Source organism: Pseudomonas mohnii, from assembly GCF_900105115.1.
In the GTDB taxonomy this organism is placed as follows: Bacteria; Pseudomonadota; Gammaproteobacteria; order Pseudomonadales; family Pseudomonadaceae; genus Aquipseudomonas; species Aquipseudomonas mohnii.
This window is the reverse complement of record NZ_FNRV01000001.1, coordinates 4288240-4306342: the sequence shown is the minus strand read 5'-3', so window position 1 is coordinate 4306342 and position 18103 is coordinate 4288240. Positions and strand designations below refer to the sequence as shown.

Here is an 18103-nt window from a genome sequence, read left to right as displayed (position 1 = left end):
CGATCACTCGAACCGAAGGGCGCCAACAAGCGTATCGAGCACTTTTTGCGCAGTGCCCGCGAGGCTTTCACGGGACCAGCCGGCACGTGCGCCACTTTTGCTCCAGAGCACCCGACCGCTGTCCGCATCGAGCACGCGCAGGCTGATGCCCACCGCCGGTTCGCCATCCAGGCCGTTCTTGTACTGCCACTCTTCAACGCTGCCGGTGACCACATAATCGAGTTTCTGCTCACGCGCCCAATCCAGCGCGCCGGCCAGACGCTCGTTGTCATCCATCAACGCTTGTTCTCCCTGGGTGCTGGCCGGGTAAACCCGTGGTTGCAAACCATGGCTGCTGAGCACGCTAAGCAGGATTTGCTCGCTGCGCTCACCGGCCTGCGGCGTCTGTGAATAGTTGACCATCGGCACGATGCCCCACTGCGCAGTGCGCGGCAGGCTCGGGCTGGCGTCGCCGGTGAAGCTCGCGCAACCAGCGACGAACAGGACCGCCAGCGCCAGGCCCAGATTACGAATTGCTTGCATACGTTTTTCTCCCGTAGAAAATTCCATGATCAGCGTCCGAAACGCACGCCGTAGCTCACACCCAGTGTTCCGCCTGACTTGCCATCCCCGCCCTGTGGCGCGGATTGGTAGCCGAAGGTCAGGGCCAGTTCGTCGTCACCCAGCACTTCAACGCCAATCCCGGTGTTGATGCCGTAGTTGAAGGTTTGATCCGTCCATTGCCAGCCTGCCGTCAGGTCCACCAGCCAGGTGTATTGCGGCTTGGTCCGTACCAGTGCGCCGGGCAGACCACGACGCCAGGAACTGCCGAAATACAGTTGGCCGTAGCGGCTTTGCAGCAGGTCGCTGGCGGTGACGGTTTCGATGTCCAGTGGATTGATCGGATCAGGCAAACCCGTATCAGGGTCGAACGTCTGCACAGGCGCTGCCCTGATGACCGGGCCACCAAAGTTACTGGACAGGTAATTCAGCGACTTATCCTTGACCTGGTTTTTCTGATAGTCGACACCGCTGCGCACGGTCCAGTTGGGACCGGCGAATTCCAGCGTGTGGTTGAGTTCCATTTTCAGCGCGTGACCATTGCCGAGGTCGTCACCGGCACGGGTGGAAAACGACCGCTGTGCGACCTCCCAACTGAACTGATCGCGAGCGGTCAGGCTGTGACGTCCCCCGAGGAACACCCGATCCTGCTGACCGAAAGCACGCATCAGGCCGCTGTCTTCGCTCTTGCGATGCCAGTCGACGCCGGTCTCCAGTTCATCACTCACGTCCAACTGCCAGGTCCGGGAAAGGCCCAGGCCATTGCGGTCGTCGTCCTTGCGCTGGCTGGTGTCGGCGAACAGTTTGTAGCTGCCGTTTTCCACCGAACGTTGCAAGGTCAGCGCAGCGTTACGCTCTTCGCCGATTTTCGATGGCTCGATCTCGTCGCCACTGTAGTCGCCCTGTTCCAGCTCAAGATCGGCGTACCATTGATCACCCAGGTTGCGCGCAATTTCCAGGCGCGGCGCCTTGAACGCGAGACCGCCGAAATCCTGGTCATGCCACGACAGCTGCGCACCTTGCGGCGTGCGTTCCTGGATTTCCACGGCCTGACGACGCAGTTGTTCGCGCACCGCTTGCGGCTGCTCGTCGCCGAGCGCCGTCAGGCTGGTGTCGAGGGCTTCGTTCAGCCGACCCAGACGACTGAGGGCCTGCGCGCGTTGCGCCGGGTTCAGATCGCTACTGGCCAACAGCGTTTCGACCTGTTCGTTGTTACGGCTACGCAGCGCTTGCTGAATCTGCTCATAACGCTCGACCTTCAAGCCCTGACCGCGCGCCCAGTCCAGCCATTGGTCCTTTTGCGAGTCCTGGTTGGTCGCATCCAGACGCGCCAGCAACCGTTCGAACCACAATTGCAGCATCGCCGGCGAGCCGTCCTTCCACTTCAGCAATTCGTGCTGGGCCTTTTTCGGCGAGTAACTGCTGGCCATCAAACGCAACCAGATACCGTAGCGCCCGGACGACGGCTGGACATTGTCCACCTCGGGGCTGCGCAGCAACTTCAGGCGCAGGCGCTGGGCCGCATCCTGATAGCCGGCACTCTCCAGCGCATCGGCGTAGGCCGCTTGCACCAGCCAATCCTGCGGACTGGTCTTGAGGTACATCCGATACCAGGCCAGCGCTTCGCTATCGCGACCGAGCATCTGGCTGGCACTGGCGAACGGTAGCCACAAAATCCGGTCTTCACGTGCCCGGGCTTTCCATTGGGTCAGCAACGGCTTGAGTTCGGCGGTATTGCCCTGATCGACGTAAAGCCACATCAAGCGCTCGCGAAACAGGTTGTCCTCGGGGAATCGCGCCAGCCCTTCCTGATACAGGCGCTGCGCCTCTTCGGGCTGGTCTTTATGCACGGCCAGTGCGCCGCGCACGGCCAACACTTGAGCCTGCCCGTAAGCGGCCGGGTATTGCTCGGCACCCTTGAGCAACGCCTCCACTTGTGACCAGTCCTGCAGTTCCTCGGCTTGCTGCAACGCTTCGACCAGGCGCTGCGGGTCATGGCTGCGCTGCCAACCGCCGACCATCAACTGCAAGGCGCGCCGGGGATTGCTGGTGCGATAAAGGGTGATCAATTGACTCTCGTCGCCGCTGTTGAGCGAGCCCTTGAGCGCCAGCATTTTTTCCAGGGACACCTGCAGTTCATCGTCCAGTTCCAGGTCCCAGGCCAGCGCGGCACGGGATCGCCAGTAATTCGGATCGGTGATAGTGCGGTTATCGACCTGCAACACCTGCCACGCGGCTTTGTTATCAAACAGCTTCAGGTAGGTATCGACCCAATCGACCCGTTCGGTGGTGGTCAGGGCAAAGCGTTTCGAGTAGTCCTTGTAGACCTTGGCCTTGGACGCGTACTGCCCGGTGTTTTCCAGGTTTTGCAGCAGACGCGTCCAGGCCAGGCGATGCTGGGGGTACTTGCGCAGGTAAGCGTGCAGCCAGGCTTCAGCCTGTTGCGGCGTGCCTCGCGATTCGTGGCCGTAGATCAGCGCGTCCAGCTCGATGTCGGTCAGCGGCCGTTGCGCCATGATCTCGGCGAGCAATGGAATCGAGCGGTCGAAGTCGAACTGCTGACTCGCCAGGCGCCAGGCGTGCTCACGGGTTTGCGCGTCTTCGCGCAATTTCAGCAGGCGAATCCAGTAGTCGAGGGCCGTCTCGGTTTCGCCGCTCCACTCGCCGAGCTGAGCCATTTGCTCCAGTAATTGCGGGTCTTCAGGATGTTCGAGCAGCAGTTGCTGACCGCTTTTCCAGGCGCCCGGCAAATCGCCGAGTGCCAGACGCATGCTGAAATCCTTTTGCAGGATTTGCGGATCGTCAGGTTGCAAGACGCGCCATTGTTGCAGGAAGCGTTGCGCCAGATCGAAGCGCTTGCTCGCGATCGCCACATCGACGCCCTGCTGCACCCAAGCCGTATCGGTTTGTGGATTGATCAGCCGGTCGACTTCATCGGCGAGCACCTGCACGGCCTGGTCGCCCTGCCCGGAGGCCAGGAGGCTGTTGAACGCCAGTTGCGCGTATTCACGGCGCTCGGCCGCCTGTTCGGTGGCCTTTTTCAGCTCCAGGTAAATCTCGGCGGCACGTCCCGGTTGCTCGCCGGCCAGGTACCACTGCGCGGCAGACTTGAGGGCATCGCTTCGCTGCTGCGGATCACGCGCGGCGATCTCTTCATAGACGCTGGCGGCAAAGGCTGGCGCCTGCAAGTTCAACGCGAGCTTGGCCAGGCTTTGCAATTGCGGCAGCGGCAACAGGTGATGATCGAAACTTTTCAAGCGTTCGACCAACGCCTGCTGCGTGATCAGATCGCTGCCCTTGGCCGCTTCCAGCGCATCCAGTTCAAGCCGGTAATAGGCCTGTAACTCCTGGTTCGGCTTGGGCCAGTTCTCCAGATGCTGACGGGCCTTGGGGTAATCGCCGAGACGGATCAACAGATCGATCAGTTGCAGGCGCAGGCGATCGTCTTCGGGGTGGGCCGTCAGCAGCAGTTCGGCATAGTTGGCCGAGACGGCATCCGGTTCACGGCCATCGGGCTGGAACACTTCTTCGCGCTGGAACGTCGCCCACAGCAGGCCACCCACGGTGACCGCCACCACCGCCAATGCCCATGGATTGAGCAGGCGACTGCCTTTAGTGACTGAGGCGTTAGTTGCAGAGGAGCTGACCATTACTCACCTGCTTCATCGGTAATTGAAAAGTCCACAGGCCGGCGGACGCCTTGCCTGTAAAACGCTGTCCATCCACTTCGACCCGGCAGGCGCTCGCCGAGCGCACCGAGAAGCTCAGGTCGACTTGACCGGCAAACGAAAAGCTCACGTGTTGGTCATCCAGGTAACGCCAGTCCAGCAACGGCAAATTGGCTTCTTCAAGGGCCGGGCGTGAATCCCGGTCAGGGCGCAACACCAGCAATGCACGGTCACTGCTCAAGTGCACGTAGCGTCCCTGAGGCACATCACGCACCCCCGCAATACCTTGGGAACGCCGCAGATCCGGCCACCCCATTTGCGGATCAAGGCGCACGGTGCGCAACGCATCCATGCCGCGAATCTGCCAGTCGCCCTCGGCGGTGCGCGCCAGACTGGCCTGATACAGACCGTGCAGGCGATCAAGGTAATCGCTCATCCACAGCGACATCGGCTGCTGTTCGCGCATGTAGCCGTAGATCTCGTTCATCGCTTTGATCGAGGCCTGCTTGGTGCTCGAATAGAAGTGGTAATAGAGGTGCAGGCCGCGCAGGCGTCGCGGGCTGTCGGTCAGCTCAAAGGTGTCAATCACATCGCGAAAACCGTAATACGGTCCTTTCCAGAGATTGGTGTAGAGGTTTTCGTTGATGATCGGCGCGTAGTACTGCAGACCGCCCGAGGTCGGTCGCAACAGCGGGTTCAGACCGGTCAGCGACGGGTTGGCCTTGGTCAACATGGTCTCGGCGCCGTTGACGTTTTTCAGGCCCGCGTCATAGGCCAGTTTGATCGTGGCCGCCGACGGCAAGGCGTCGCCCGGCCAGAAGACCAGCTTCACCGGTTTTTCCGGGGTCGTCAGTTGTTGATTGATGTAGTCACGCGAACCAAAAATCTCGCGGCGGAAATCCAGTTTGTCGTAATTCGGAATGGCCATTTTCAAGCCATATTCCGGATTGAAGCCTTCGCGTTTCTGCGCCACTTCCGGCTGCATGAAAAACGGATGGCTAAAGGTGTGCGTCGCCACTTCGACTTTCGGGTTGGCGAACAACTCGCGGGCGATGGGCTCCAGCTCGCGGGCCAGAAACGGAAACATTCCGCGCGGGGAAATCTCGCCCTCGACGATCGACACCGAGGTCAGGAACGGGTTGGGCCGGATGAAATCATCCAACACTTGTTTGCCCGCGTAAGGCGTGCCACGCACCTCGGCGCGCGAGGGAAAGCCGTCGCCATCGATGTGCACCGTGGCGATGCGCCGCCCGTTTTCGGTGGTGGTGTCCGGCCGTGGCTGCACCGGCAGCCGCAGGCTGGCCTGGAGAAACGCGAACGGATCGAGAATCCAGCGACTGCGCTCGTTGTTGGTTTCCAGGATGTACGGCGCGAGTGCCAGACCGCCCCAACTGGCTACCGCGACAGGGGTAAACGTTTGGCCGCCTTCGCCAGTCAACAGCAACGATGCTTTAGGACCATTGGGCAGCACAGAAACCGCACTCAGGTCACGGGATCGCGGCTGCACCGGTGCTTCGAACGCCCCGAGCAGCGACTTGTCCTGATAGGTGATCGTCAGCGCTTGAGTGGCCGGAGGTGCCCGGCGTTCAAGGCCCAGGCGCTTGAGCAGCAGCTTGTCTTCAACCGGCAGACCGGCGAAAAACACCAGCGGCACCTGTTCGTCCAGACGCTTGCCCAGCCAGCGATTGAACGCCGGACTGTCCTGCGGCGGGCCGCTGGTCATCCAGGTAATGATGCCCGCATACAAACCGCTGAAACGGTGCTCCGGCAGCGTTTCGTCAGCCGCCAGATAGTCGACCCGATAGCCCAGGTATTCGAGCAGACCGCCCAACAGCGTGTGCCCGGCGTTGCGAATCACATCGCCTTCACGCGGGTCGTAAATCAAGGCGATGCGACGTGGCTGGACTTCAATGCTGCTGATGCCCATCGAATCCAGATCGGGGGTGCCAATGTACGGAATGAAACCCTCTTCACGCAGACGCTTGGCCAGCTTGCGCGCTTCCTCGCGGCGCTCTGGCGGCAAGTAGTCGATGGCCACCAGCGCAATGCCTTTGGCGCGCAAGGGTTGCAGCTGGGTTTCCAGCCACTGGCGGTCAGCTTCGGGCACCGGACGATACCGTTTGGCGGACGCGTCCCAACCGGCATGGATGGACTCGACGGCCACGGCGGCTGCCACGCCATCGAGCTCTGCCAGCACTTCAAAACCGCGATTGAAAAACAGCTTCAGGTCTGGCTGACGCTGGTGCAGCTCCCGCAGGAAACTGGCCAGGGCATGGCGTTGCGCTTCTTGCTCCGCTTGCGGCATCAACTGAAAGCTGTCGAGCGTGTCGAGGAACAGCCCGGCATAACCTTCGGCTTGCAGTGCCTTGGCGCGGCTGAACAAATGCTCACGCCAGGCCGGCGCGGCGAGGTCCATGACCTGGCTGTCCCAGGCGCCGTTGCGAACCGGGCTGACGGCTTTGCCCAGGCCGGCCTTGTCGATGGCCGCCTTGTTGCCGCTGAATTCACCGACGGACAGGTAGGCAAACGGCTGGCTGCCCAACTTGCGCAGGGTTTTGACGTCCCCCGCCGACACATGCCCCGGCTCGACCACCGACCAGTCGAACTGGGCCAGCTCGGAGATCGGCGGCTCGTCGGCATACCAAAAGGTCACGCTGGAGGGTGGCGCCAATGCGGCAGCCTGTACGGCAGGGCCACTGACACACAATGCCAGAGCGGCTAACAGTCGCTTGGCGACCGAGCGGACACGCGTCCTGCGAAAAACGATTTCCATAACTCACTCTTGAAATGACTGAACCGTTACCGCTTGAACATCGGGCAGTAAAACCGGCCGAATCAAAGACTGCGGATAAGTTGCGCTAGACCATTGCCGATGGACGTCGGTTCCGGAAGATTGAAGCGTGCGAGCAGGCGCGCATTGTTGGCGCGCGAATGGCGAATATCGCCCTGACGTGGCGCCAGGTAATTCACCGTCAAGGGGTTGCCGGTGGCCGCGCCCAGTTCAGCGATCAAATCATTGAGGCTGGTGGAGCGGCTCAAGCCGATGTTCACCGCACCGGATTGCGGTTCGCTCGCCTCCACCGCCTGGAGCAGGATGCTCACCAGGTCCAGGACGTAGACGAAGTCGCGGGTCTGCTCACCGTCACCGAAAATCGAAACCGGCTGCCGGTTCATCGCCCGCTCGGTGAAAATGCTGATCACACCGGAGTACGGCGAAGACGGATCCTGGCGCGGGCCAAAGATGTTGAAGAATCTCAGGATCACCGGTTCCAGGCCGTGTTCGCGGCGATAGAAATCCAGGTAATACTCGCTGGCCAGTTTGTCGCTGGCATAGGGCGTGAGCGGCGACTTGGCGGTGTTTTCATCAATGGCCGAACCTTCGCCATTGTTGCCATAGATGGCCGCGCTGGAGGCGAACACGACACGCTTGATCCCGGCCTTCAACATGTTTTCACAGACGTTGAGCGTGCCGACAAAATTGCTTTGATGGGTGCTGACCGGATCGTCCACCGACGCTTGAACGGAGGCCACGGCGGCCAGGTGAACGACCGCGCTGCAATCACGCATGGCCTGACCCACCGTAGCGCTGTCGGCGACATCACCGACGACCAGGTTCAGGTTGGCATTATCCATTGGCAAGTTACTGACTTTGCCGGAGGACAGGTTATCCAGCACACGCACTTTGTAACCTTTCGCCAGCAACGCTTCCACCAGGTGTGATCCGATGAAACCAGCACCGCCAGTAACGAGTATTCGCTCCACAAACATGAAAATTCTTCCTGAAAAATCAAGCGGATACTTGGATTTGAAGTCCGCCAACGGTTTGAGCTCGCGCCATCACAGTCGCGAATGCCCCGTGAAACTTGCCAGTCGCGAGTGACATTTTTATGGCGGTAGGCCATCAAAACGCCGCCGATAATGGGAGATCGGTCGACGACTGTCAATAGACCGTCTATTTTTCTCATCACCCTCAAAACAATAGAAAAACAGCCATTTTTTTGACGACATTTATCCAGATTTCGTGCCGGATCACTTGTACGGCCTTGGGGGGAGCGCCAACCCTCTGACAGATGAACTTTTCTTCACCCCATCGATTGGCCGCAACCTGTACATTTTTCTCGCTCATTCAAGAAACTACGGTTTGCCCGCCCTCCCGCGGGCTTTTTTTTGCCTGTAAATTGTGGGTCGTCCACCGTAACCTCGAGCGCCCGATGACGATCCTCACCCTCCCCTGCAAACGCCTGACGCTGGCCATCCTCAGCCCCAGCCAGGCTGCGCTGGAAAGCGACTTCTACCAGCGCAATCAGGCACACCTCGCCCCCTGGTCACCGGTTCGCCCCGACGACTACTACCGTCCGGAAAAAATCCGCTCGCGCCTGGCGCAACAGGCCTTTGCCTTCGAAGACGGCTACGCGGTGCACTTTGCAGTGCTGGATCGCGACGGCCAGCAGATGATCGGCGCATGCAATTTCAGCGGCATCATTCGCGGGGCATTTCAGGCGTGTTACCTCGGCTATCACATCGACCAAGCCCACCAGGGCCAGGGTTTGATGCATGAAGCCCTGCAAGCGGGCATCCGTTACATGTTCGAGACAATGAACCTGCACCGGATCATGGCCAACTTCATCCCCGACAACGAGCGCAGCGCCCGGTTGCTGGAGCGCCTGGGTTTCGAGCGCGAAGGCTATGCCAAGGCGTACCTGAACATCGGCGGGCGCTGGCAGGATCATGTGCTGACGGCGCTGGTCAGCAAGGTCTACGAAGACCCTGATCAATGCTGGTCAAGACAGCTTTCCTAAGCTTTCACACCTCGTTCACGTTTTGTTAAGGATTCGCTTCGTATGCTCGGGATTCGTACTCCCTCCCCGGTCCCCGAACGCCTATGTCGCGCTCCACTTCCTCACTGTTATTGCTTGCCGTGCTGCTGTTTTTCTTCGCCCTGGGCAATCACCAGCTGCAAGGCTCCACCGAGGCGCGGGTCGCCGGCATTGCCATGGAAATGCACCTGGACAACGACTGGGTAACCCCTCGCCTGTTCGGCGAACCCTTCCTGGAAAAACCGCCCCTGAGCCTGTGGCTCGACGCCGGAGCCATCGGCGCGTTCGGCAGCACGCCGTGGGCGGTGCGGCTGACCTCGGCCTTTGCCGGGTTGTTCAGCGTGATGCTGTTGTTCGCGATGCTGCGGCGCTTCGGCCGGCCAACAACCCTCGCCTGGACCGCCGCATTGCTGTTGGCGACCATGGCCAGCTATTGGAGCAACGTGCGTGGCGTCGGCGAAGACGCGTTGCTCGCCCTCGGTGTGACGCTGACGCTACTGGCGTTCTTCCAGGGGCACCGACAATCGAGCCTGAGCAATGCGCTGTTGTTCGCCCTGGGAATCGCCATCGCCACCTTGAGCAAAGGCATCCTGGGGCTGGCGATGCCGGGGGTGGTGATCTTCGCCTTTTTGCTGGCCGAAAGCCTGATGGACAAGCGCCTGCACCTGGCGCACTGGCTTCGTCCAGGGCTGCTGACGCTGCTGGGATTGCTGCCACTGATGATCTGGCTGGCGCTGCTGTATCAGCGCGGCGGCATCCAGGCAGTGACGGAACTGCTGTTGACCAACAGCGTCGGACGCTTCAGTGGCTCCTTCGTGGAAGCCGGTCATTTCGAACCGATCTACTACTACCTGGCCAAACTGCCCGAGGCATTTTTGCCCTGGAACATTCTGGTGTACCTGGGGCTCTGGCATTTCCGTAAAAGCCTGATGGCCAACCGTTACCTGCTGTTCTTCACCCTGTGGATACTGGCCCAGTTCGTCATGCTGACGTTGGCGTCGAGTAAACGCACGGTGTACCTGATGTCGATGACACCGGCAGCGGCCGTCATCGCCGCCGAGTACGCGAGCGTCCTGTACGCAAAACTGAAGGCCCGGCAAGACGTCTCGCCCCTGGCGAGCAGCATTCTCCGGCATCGTCGCAGCGTGGCGGTTGGCACGCTGTCCGTGGTAATCGCCAGCTACCTCGCCGCGGCACAATGGGCGCTCCCCCACGCCGATCGCACATTGTCGTTCCTGCCGCTGACCGAGCAGATCCGGGCCCTGCAGGCCAACGGTCAGCAAGTCGCGCTGTATCAGGCCAACGAACGACTGGGCGGCGCCAGCGTGTTCTACACCCACCGCGTGCTCAAAGGACTGGATACCGAGGCGCAGCTGCATGAGTTCCTGACCGCGTCGCCTTCCAACGTGGCGGTCATTGGCGCCGATGCAGAACCGCCCGCGCCATTGAAAGTGCTCAAATCCATGACGGTCGGGAAACAGCATTACTACTTTGTCGGGCAATAAAAAACCCGTGATCCCTGGGGATCACGGGTTTTTCGTATCCGGCGCCTGAAGTTAACTGGCCGCCTGAGCCTGCGCTACAGCTACCCGCCGCTCGTGCTTTTGCAGAACCGGCTGATCCAGCCGCACCCGGCCGTAAAACGCCAGCGCCGTCAGCAAACACGCCAGCCACACGAAGATCCCGGCCCAGAAGGTGTGGGACATGTAGTGCCAGCCTTGCAGAACACGCGTGGTGCCGTAGACGAAACCCAGCAGCAGCGAACCGTACATCACCGCTTTGGAAAAGCGCCAGCGGTAGCGACGTGCCACGAAATACAACGCCAGCATGGTGAAACCACCCGAGGCATGGCCGCCTGGCCAGCAACGGCCATCGCCTGCTTCCCTGAACAGCTGGAAGTTCTGGTACCACTCGATGTGGGCGATTTTTCCACCGTAAAGCGTCGTTTCAATCGGGCAGTACACGCTGGTATGCGACTTGAGGAAATGGATCACTCCCGTGCAAATCGCGAACGCAAATACCACAAACAGAAAATCCCGACGATGGTCCCTGGCAAACCGAAGCACAGGGGCGGCTTTGGTCCGCTCCAGAAAGTTGCCCAGGCGCGGATGTTTTTGCGGGGTGACCAATGGCCAGACAAACGACAGGATCGCGCCGATCAACGCAATTTCAGCAGTCCAGTTGGGAATGATCCGCGCCCACTTGTGGGTGAGCTTCTCAAAGAAGTGAACCTGGTCGATTGGGAAGGTTTGGGTAATCGGATCAAAGAACAGATTGCTGAACGCGATGTCGATTGACGTCATGTCGAACATCAGGAAAACCACGGCGGCGCAGGCCAGCGGAATACCGAAATTCAACCAGTAGAAACGGTGGGAAGTACTCTGCATCGTGCGTCCTGATCAAAAAGATGAATTCATTTACTCGTCACCGATTGCCAGTCCGAGGCGTCGATGAACCCTAGCATGCGAGGTGTCTGTGGCGTTTCGGCGGAAATGAACAACGAAGCGCCGTAGCCCGGAGTGGAGCCTGACAACTTGAGGTCTTTCTCGAGCTGCTCCATGCATTCGCTGTGGGTCACCAGGATCAGGTTGCGTCCGGCCACTTTATGCGCCAAAGCGTCGCGCAGCATAGTGCCCTTGCAACTGATCAGCCAGTCCTCACCGGTGCCGACCTTGTTGAACATGTAGGCCGCTGTCTGTGCTGTACGCAGCATCGGGCTGTTGTAGATGTCGGCCTTGCTCAGCCCCAACTGCTCGAAGTGCTTGCCGACTTCCACCGCGACGCTACGCGAACGTTCGGTAATGCCATCGTTGCCCACCAGGCAGGCGGCGCTGGAGTGATCACAACGCTCGACATGACGTACCAGCACGATCATGTCGCCCTTGGCCCAACCGGCCAGCAATGCCTGAAAGCCGGCCACATTACCATGGGCCAGGTCCGGCGCGGCGGCAGGCCGCAGCAGAAAAAGGATCAGGGGTACCACCAGCAATGCCGAGGCCAGCACCACGATTGCATTGCGATAACGGGCAAATCGGCTCAGGTCGATCGAGCGTTTTACTCCGAACAGAGTGAGTCTCAATTCCATATCTAGTCGCCTCGCCGGCATGCACCATTATTTTTATGCGGCGAGGCTAGAGAGGCGGGCGTCGTCTACAGGTGAAACCCATGTGAAAAAAAGCTTAAGAATTGGCGCGGTCCGACGCACGGTCGGCCCATACACAAAGTGCAACACTTTCGCGCAAAAGCCATTTCAAAAAACGTTTCAGCTCCAGGAATCGCTGCCGATACACCCTGCTTACATAGCTTGGTGGCTCCCAAAAACAACAATCTTCCAGCCAACCACGATCAAGAAGCACTGCGTTACTGGAGGAATTTTCATGAATAGCTGGTTCGGCAACATCAGCGTGAACCTGAAACTGGGCCTGGGCTTTGGCCTGGTTCTGGCACTGACTTGCGTCCTCGCCTTGACCGGCTGGACCAGCCTGGGCAGTTTGATTGACCGCAGCAACTGGATGAGCGACATCACCCAGCTCAACGCCAGCCTGACCAAGCTGCGCGTGGCGCGCCTGCAATACATGCTGACCAACGGCGACGAAGCCACCGCCCAGAACGTGCAGACCACCCTCGAAGCCTTTTCCGCTCAACAACAAGCGCTGCTGGTGAAGTTCAAGAGCCCGGAAAACCTCAAGCTGCTCAATGAGCAAGGCACCGTCATCGACGCCTACAAGACGTCCCTGAACAAAATGCGCGGCGCCTACCGTGCCGGCAGCAGCGCCCGCGATGCCATGACCGCCAATGCTGAAACGGCCAACACGCTGATCAACGATCTCAATAACCGCGTGCAACAACTGCCGCCGGGCGATCAGCGCTTCGAACAGTTCCAGGCCATCACCGCCGCCAAGGAAGCCTTCTTGCTGGCCCGCTACGAAGTACGCGGCTACACCGCGACCACCAACGCCGAAACCGAGCAAAAGGCCGTCGCCCAACTGGACGCCGCCATCGCCAGCCTGAAACAGCTCAACGCGCATTTCGCCGACGTTCAGCCAGACGCCCTGCAGCGACTGGAAACCGCGCTGGGCAACTACCGTAGCGCCTTGCAGGCTTACAAAACCGCAAACGGTGACGTGGTGCAGGCACGCAAGGAAATGACTGACGAGGGTGCCGCCATCGTCAGCCTGAGCGAGGCGCTGTATCAGATTCAACTCGACCGCCGTGACGCCGAAAGCGACAACGCCCGCACCCTGCAACTGGTCAGCACATTGCTGGCATTGTTGGTGGGCATCATTGCCGCCGTCGTCATTACCCGACAGATTACCGGCCCGCTGCGCGACACCCTGGCCGTGGTCGATCGCATCGCCAGCGGCGACTTGTCCCATGATGTCCAGGTGACGCGCCGCGACGAACTCGGTGTATTGCAACAAGGCATCGCGCGCATGGGCGTGACCCTGCGCGACCTGATCAGTGGCATCCGCGACGGCGTCACCCAGATCGCCAGCGCTGCCGAAGAATTATCGGCCGTGACCGAACAAACCAGCGCCGGGGTCAACAGCCAGAAAGTCGAAACCGATCAGGTCGCCACCGCCATGCACGAAATGACCGCCACCGTGCAGGAAGTCGCGCGCAATGCCGAGCAGGCCTCGCAAGCGGCAGCCGCGGCCGACGGTGAAGCTCGCGAAGGTGACAAAGTGGTGGCCGAAGCGATCGACCAGATCGAACGCCTGGCCAGCGAAGTGGTGCGATCCACCGAAGCCATGGGCGTGCTGCAACAGGAAAGCGACAAGATCGGCAGCGTCATGGACGTGATCAAGGCCGTGGCCGAACAGACCAACCTGCTGGCGCTCAACGCGGCCATTGAAGCGGCGCGCGCCGGTGAAGCCGGACGTGGTTTTGCCGTGGTGGCCGACGAAGTCCGCGGCCTGGCCCAGCGTACGCAAAAATCCACCGAAGAAATCGAAAGCCTGGTGGCGGGTCTGCAGAACGGCACCCAACAAGTGGCAATGGTGATGAACAACAGTCGCGTCCTGACCGACAGCAGCGTGGCCCTGACCCGCAAGGCCGGCGCTTCACTGGAAAACATCACCCGCACGGTGTCCAACATCCAGTCGATGAACCAGCAGATCGCAGCCGCCGCCGAACAGCAAAGCGCCGTGGCCGAAGAGATCAGCCGCAGCATCATCAACGTGCGCGACGTCTCCGAACAGACCGCTGCGGCCAGCGACGAAACCGCAGCGTCCAGTGTTGAACTGGCGCGGTTGGGCAATCAGCTGCAAGCGATGGTGAGCCACTTCCGGGTCTGACGCTGGATCAGCGCTGAACCACAGATCCCATCGCGGGCAAGCCCGCTCCCACAGGTTCAGTGAGTACCCTGCGGGAGCGGGCTTGCCCGCGATGGCGATCTGATTGTCACCGCACATGCTCACACACTGATCGCATTGGTAAACACCAACCGATTGCCGAACGGATCGGCGATGGTCATGTCCTGGCTGCCCCACGGCATCGCCTGGATCTGCGGGTGAGCGAAGGGGTATTGCTTGGCCAGCAATTGTTGCTGGAGCGCTTCCAGTTCATCGGTCTCGATGCGCAGGGCCGAGCCCGGCGTGCTGTCACCCTGGTGTTCGGACAGATGCAGCACGCATTCACCGTGGGAAACCTGCAGGTACAACGGGGAGTCGGGTTCGAAACGATGCTGCCAATCGATCTTGAACCCGAGGAAGTCGACGTAGAACTCAACGGCCTTGATTTCATCGAAGATCCGCAGGATCGGGGTGGTTTTGCCCAAGCTCATCGCGTTGCTCCCAGACGGAAATTGCCCGGCGTGTAGACGGGCTGTACCTCAGCAATTCGGCTTGGTCATGGCATTCTTTAATCTCAATGTGCCACTACTGTGATGCAACGCCCAAACCTCACTCAAACCCGTCTCGCAAATCCCCTTCCCGCGCCAGAAACCGCCCTGCCCTGCGCCCGGTCGCCTGACCGTCGCAGTAACTCAGAACCCCGTTGACCCACACGCCGTCGATGCCTTCGGCCGCCCGTTGCGGATCATTGAAGTCCGCCACGTCGCGAATAGTCGCCGGGTCGAACAACACCAGGTCGGCCCAATGCCCTTCGCGGATCTCGCCCCGCTCCTTCAAACCGAATCGCGCGGCTGATAGCCCGGTCATTTTGTGCACGGCGGTGTGCAGCGCAAACAGTCCTGCGTCGCGGCTGAAATGTCCGAGCACCCGAGGGAACGCGCCCCACAAACGAGGATGGGGAAACGGGTCTTCCGGCAAACCGTCGGAGCCGACCATCGACAGCGGATGCGCGAGGATTCTGCGTACGTCCGCCTCGTCCATCCCGTAATACACCGCACCGGCCGGTTGCAGTTGGCGGGCGGCATCGAGCAACGACAGGTTCCACTCGGCAGCGATGTCCATCAGGTCGCGGCCGCCCATCTCCGGATGCGGCGTCGACCAGGTGATGGTGATCCGATGGGCGTCGGTGACTTGCTTGAGGTCCAGGGTCGAAGAGCTCGCCGCATAGGGATAGCAATCGCAGCCCACCGGGTGGGTTTGCGCGGCACGCTCAAGGGCTTCCAGCAGCTGCGGGCTGCGGCCCCAGTTACCGGCGCCGGCGCATTTGAGGTGGGAAATGATCACCGGGACTTTCGCATGACGGCCAATCCGGAACGCCTCGTACATGGCCTCCAGTACCGGTTCGAATTCGCTGCGCAAGTGGGTGGTGTAGACGGCGCCGAACGCTGTCAGCTCTTCGGTCAGTTGCATGACTTCGTCCGTGGACGCCGAAAACGCGCTGGCATAAGCCAGGCCCGTGGACAGTCCCAGCGCACCGGCCTTCAGGCTCTCGCGCAGCTGTTCGCGCATCGCGGCAATTTCGCTGGCCGTGGCGGTGCGATACAGATCGTCGAGATGGTTGCTGCGCAGCGCGGTGTGGCCCACCAACGCGGCGACGTTCAGCGTCGTGTTCGCCGCTTCGACCGCCGCGCGGTAATCGCTGAACGTCGGATAAACAAAGGCGGCGCGGCTGCCCAGCAGGTTCATCGGGTCCGGCGGATCGCTGCGCAAACTCACCGGCGAAGCACTGATGCCGCAGTTGCCGACGATCACCGTGGTCACCCCCTGGCTGAGCTTGGGCAGCATTTGCGGCTGGCGGATCACCACGGTGTCGTCATGGGTGTGCACGTCGATGAAACCCGGCGCCAGCACGCGACCGGCGGCGTCGATCTTCTGGGTGGCGCGGGCGTCGCGCAGGTCGCCGATGCGCTCGATGCGACCGTTCAGTATCGCCAGGTCGGCGGGGTAGCCGGGGCTGTTACTGCCATCGATGATCAGCGCGTTGCGAATCAGCGTGTCGTACATCATCTCAGTCTCCCAACGGCAAGTGATCATCGCCGCCGCGGTAATCGTCCAGGGCGAGTTTGATCCGCCGCAGACGTTCTTGATGGTGGACTTTCATCGCACCTGCCACGGGCGGGACCTCAGTCGTGCTGCACGCGCGCCCGCTTGAGCAGCTTCTTGCAGCGTTCGGACAAGTGCAACACCCGCAGGTGCTTCCCAGCCTTTTCATAGCGCTCGCGCAATGTCTTGAGCGCGGCGATGGCCGAGTAATCGACGAAGCTCAGGTGGCGACAATCGAGGGTCACCACGGACGGGTCGTTGGCAGGATCGAACTGATTGAGAAAGGGTGTGGTCGAGGCGAAGAACAGCGTGCCATGCAGCAGGTACAGCTTGCTGCCGTCGGCTTCGACGTGAGTGTCGGCATACAACTCACGGGCTTGCTGCCAGGCGAAGTTGAGGGCCGCGATGATGATGCCGCACAGCACGGCCGTCGCCAGATCGGTGAACACCGTGATCACCGTCACTGCGATGATCACCAGCACGTCATTGAGCGGCACCTTGTTCAGCACCCGCAGCGAGGCCCAGGCAAAGGTCTGCTGCGACACCACGAACATCACCCCGACCAAAGCTGCCAGCGGAATGCGCTCGATCAGCGGCGACAGAAACAGAATGAACAGCAAGATCGCCACCCCGGCGACCACACCGGACAAGCGACCACGACCACCGGAACTGAGGTTGATCACGGTCTGGCCGATCATCGCGCAACCACCCATGCCGCCCAACAGGCCGGACACCACGTTGGCCGCGCCCAACGCCACGCATTCGCGATCGGGGTAGCCGCGGCTCTCGGTGATTTCATCGGTGAGGTTCAGGGTCAGCAGGGTTTCCAGCAAACCGACCAGCGCCATCAGGATCGCGTAGGGCGCGATGATGCGCAGGGTGTCCAGGTTCCAGGGAAGGTCCGGCAGGGCAAATGTCGGCAGGCCACCGGCGATGTGCGCCATGTCGCCCAGGGTTCGGGTCGGCAGGCCGAGCAGGTAAACCGCCAGGCCAACGCCCAGAATCGCCACCAACGCTGGCGGGACCGTGCGGGTCAGGCGCGGCAATACATAGACAATCGCCATCGTCACCGCGACCAGGCCGATCATCATGTACAGCGGCGCACCGCTCAACCAGGCCTCACCGCTTTTGAAGTGCTCCAGTTGCGCCAGGGCAATGATGATCGCCAGGCCATTGACGAAGCCGAGCATCACCGGGTGCGGCACCATCCGCACCAGTTTGCCCAGCCGCAGCAGCCCGAACGCCAGCATGACCAGGCCACCGAGCAACACCGTGGCCAGCAAGTACTGCACGCCGTGCTGCACCACCAGCGCGACAATCACCACCGCCATCGAACCCGCGGCCCCGGAGACCATGCCCGGCCGACCACCGAACAGCGCGGTCAGGGTGCAAATGATGAACGCGCCATACAGGCCCATCAGCGGGTTGAGGTGGGCCACCAGCGCGAAGGCGATGCATTCGGGCAGCAAGGCGAAAGACGTGGTGAGGCCGGCCAGGGCATCGGCGCGTAGATGTTTTGGTTTCATGGGGACCGCATACAGGGAGTCGCAAGAAAGAGTTTGCGGATGTTACGGAATCGAGGGGGGCCCGGCCAGTTTATGCGACTTCGAAAATGCTATCGCGAGCAGGCTCGCTCCCACAGTGAACCGCGTTCTCCATACCGGCGCGGTCTAATGTGGGA

General features: G+C 61.0%; 12 protein-coding genes and 2 pseudogenes. 4 read left to right on the top strand and 10 right to left on the bottom strand.

What is annotated here, in order from left to right; all coding sequences use genetic code 11:
- Positions 1-3 precede the first annotated feature (3 nt).
- From BLV61_RS20005 to BLV61_RS19990, 4 genes are all read right to left on the bottom strand, one after another.
- A complete protein-coding gene (locus tag BLV61_RS20005) occupies positions 4-522 on the bottom strand; it encodes a transporter (protein WP_047537235.1) in 519 nt (172 codons plus the stop codon).
- Positions 523-551: 29 nt separating this feature from the next.
- Positions 552-4190 carry a tetratricopeptide repeat protein gene (locus tag BLV61_RS20000; RefSeq protein WP_090467077.1) on the bottom strand — a complete coding sequence of 1213 codons (3639 nt, stop codon included), beginning with the start codon at positions 4188-4190 and terminating at the stop codon, positions 552-554.
- Positions 4168-6981: a bifunctional glycoside hydrolase/polysaccharide deacetylase family protein gene (locus tag BLV61_RS19995; protein WP_090467073.1), complete on the bottom strand. Its 2814-nt coding sequence runs from the start codon at positions 6979-6981 to the stop codon at positions 4168-4170. The genes BLV61_RS20000 and BLV61_RS19995 overlap by 23 nt, the downstream gene beginning before the upstream one ends.
- Before the next feature lie 62 nt (positions 6982-7043).
- The gene (locus BLV61_RS19990; RefSeq protein WP_047537227.1) at positions 7044-7976 is read right to left on the bottom strand and encodes an NAD-dependent epimerase/dehydratase family protein; all 933 of its coding nucleotides are present in this window, start codon (positions 7974-7976) and stop codon (positions 7044-7046) included.
- Positions 7977-8419: 443 nt separating this feature from the next.
- Between BLV61_RS19990 and rimJ the strand changes: the two genes are divergently transcribed.
- A complete protein-coding gene (gene rimJ / locus BLV61_RS19985) occupies positions 8420-9007 on the top strand; it encodes a ribosomal protein S5-alanine N-acetyltransferase (protein ID WP_090467070.1) in 588 nt (195 codons plus the stop codon).
- Between the two features lie 83 nt (positions 9008-9090).
- Entirely contained in the window at positions 9091-10530 is a 1440-nt protein-coding gene (locus BLV61_RS19980) for an ArnT family glycosyltransferase (protein WP_090467068.1), read from the top strand.
- Positions 10531-10581: 51 nt separating this feature from the next.
- On the opposite strand, the gene BLV61_RS19975 is transcribed toward BLV61_RS19980, so the two are convergent.
- Together BLV61_RS19975 and pmrG are read right to left on the bottom strand one after the other, a co-directional pair.
- Complete coding sequence (locus tag BLV61_RS19975) at positions 10582-11412, bottom strand: phosphatase PAP2 family protein (protein WP_090467065.1); 831 nt, start codon at positions 11410-11412, stop codon at positions 10582-10584.
- A gap of 26 nt (positions 11413-11438) precedes the next feature.
- Complete coding sequence (pmrG, locus tag BLV61_RS19970) at positions 11439-12110, bottom strand: lipopolysaccharide core heptose(II)-phosphate phosphatase PmrG (protein ID WP_090467063.1); 672 nt, start codon at positions 12108-12110, stop codon at positions 11439-11441.
- A 19-nt stretch (positions 12111-12129) separates the two neighbouring features.
- Here pmrG and BLV61_RS32165 point away from each other — a divergent pair.
- Both BLV61_RS32165 and BLV61_RS32160 read left to right on the top strand, forming a co-directional pair.
- A pseudogene (locus BLV61_RS32165) lies at positions 12130-13416 on the top strand (methyl-accepting chemotaxis protein); the annotation flags it as partial.
- Between the two features lie 42 nt (positions 13417-13458).
- Positions 13459-14322: a methyl-accepting chemotaxis protein gene (locus BLV61_RS32160; protein ID WP_404943280.1), complete on the top strand. Its 864-nt coding sequence runs from the start codon at positions 13459-13461 to the stop codon at positions 14320-14322.
- Positions 14323-14441: 119 nt separating this feature from the next.
- Here BLV61_RS32160 and BLV61_RS19960 read toward each other — a convergent pair whose 3' ends face one another.
- The 4 genes and pseudogenes from BLV61_RS19960 to BLV61_RS19950 all read right to left on the bottom strand — a co-directional run bounded on the left by BLV61_RS19960 (position 14442) and on the right by BLV61_RS19950 (position 17948).
- Positions 14442-14810: a glyoxalase superfamily protein gene (locus BLV61_RS19960; protein WP_047537209.1), complete on the bottom strand. Its 369-nt coding sequence runs from the start codon at positions 14808-14810 to the stop codon at positions 14442-14444.
- Between the two features lie 118 nt (positions 14811-14928).
- On the bottom strand, positions 14929-16386 hold the full coding sequence (locus tag BLV61_RS19955; RefSeq protein ID WP_090467059.1) for an N-acyl-D-amino-acid deacylase family protein: 1458 nt from the start codon (positions 16384-16386) through the stop codon (positions 14929-14931).
- A 1-nt stretch (position 16387) separates the two neighbouring features.
- Positions 16388-16468: pseudogene (locus BLV61_RS30995) on the bottom strand (MurR/RpiR family transcriptional regulator); the annotation flags it as partial.
- 34 nt (positions 16469-16502) lie between these two features.
- Positions 16503-17948, bottom strand: a complete 1446-nt coding sequence (locus tag BLV61_RS19950) for a SulP family inorganic anion transporter (RefSeq protein ID WP_090467056.1) — start codon at positions 17946-17948, stop codon at positions 16503-16505.
- Between the last annotated feature and the right edge of the window lie 155 nt (positions 17949-18103).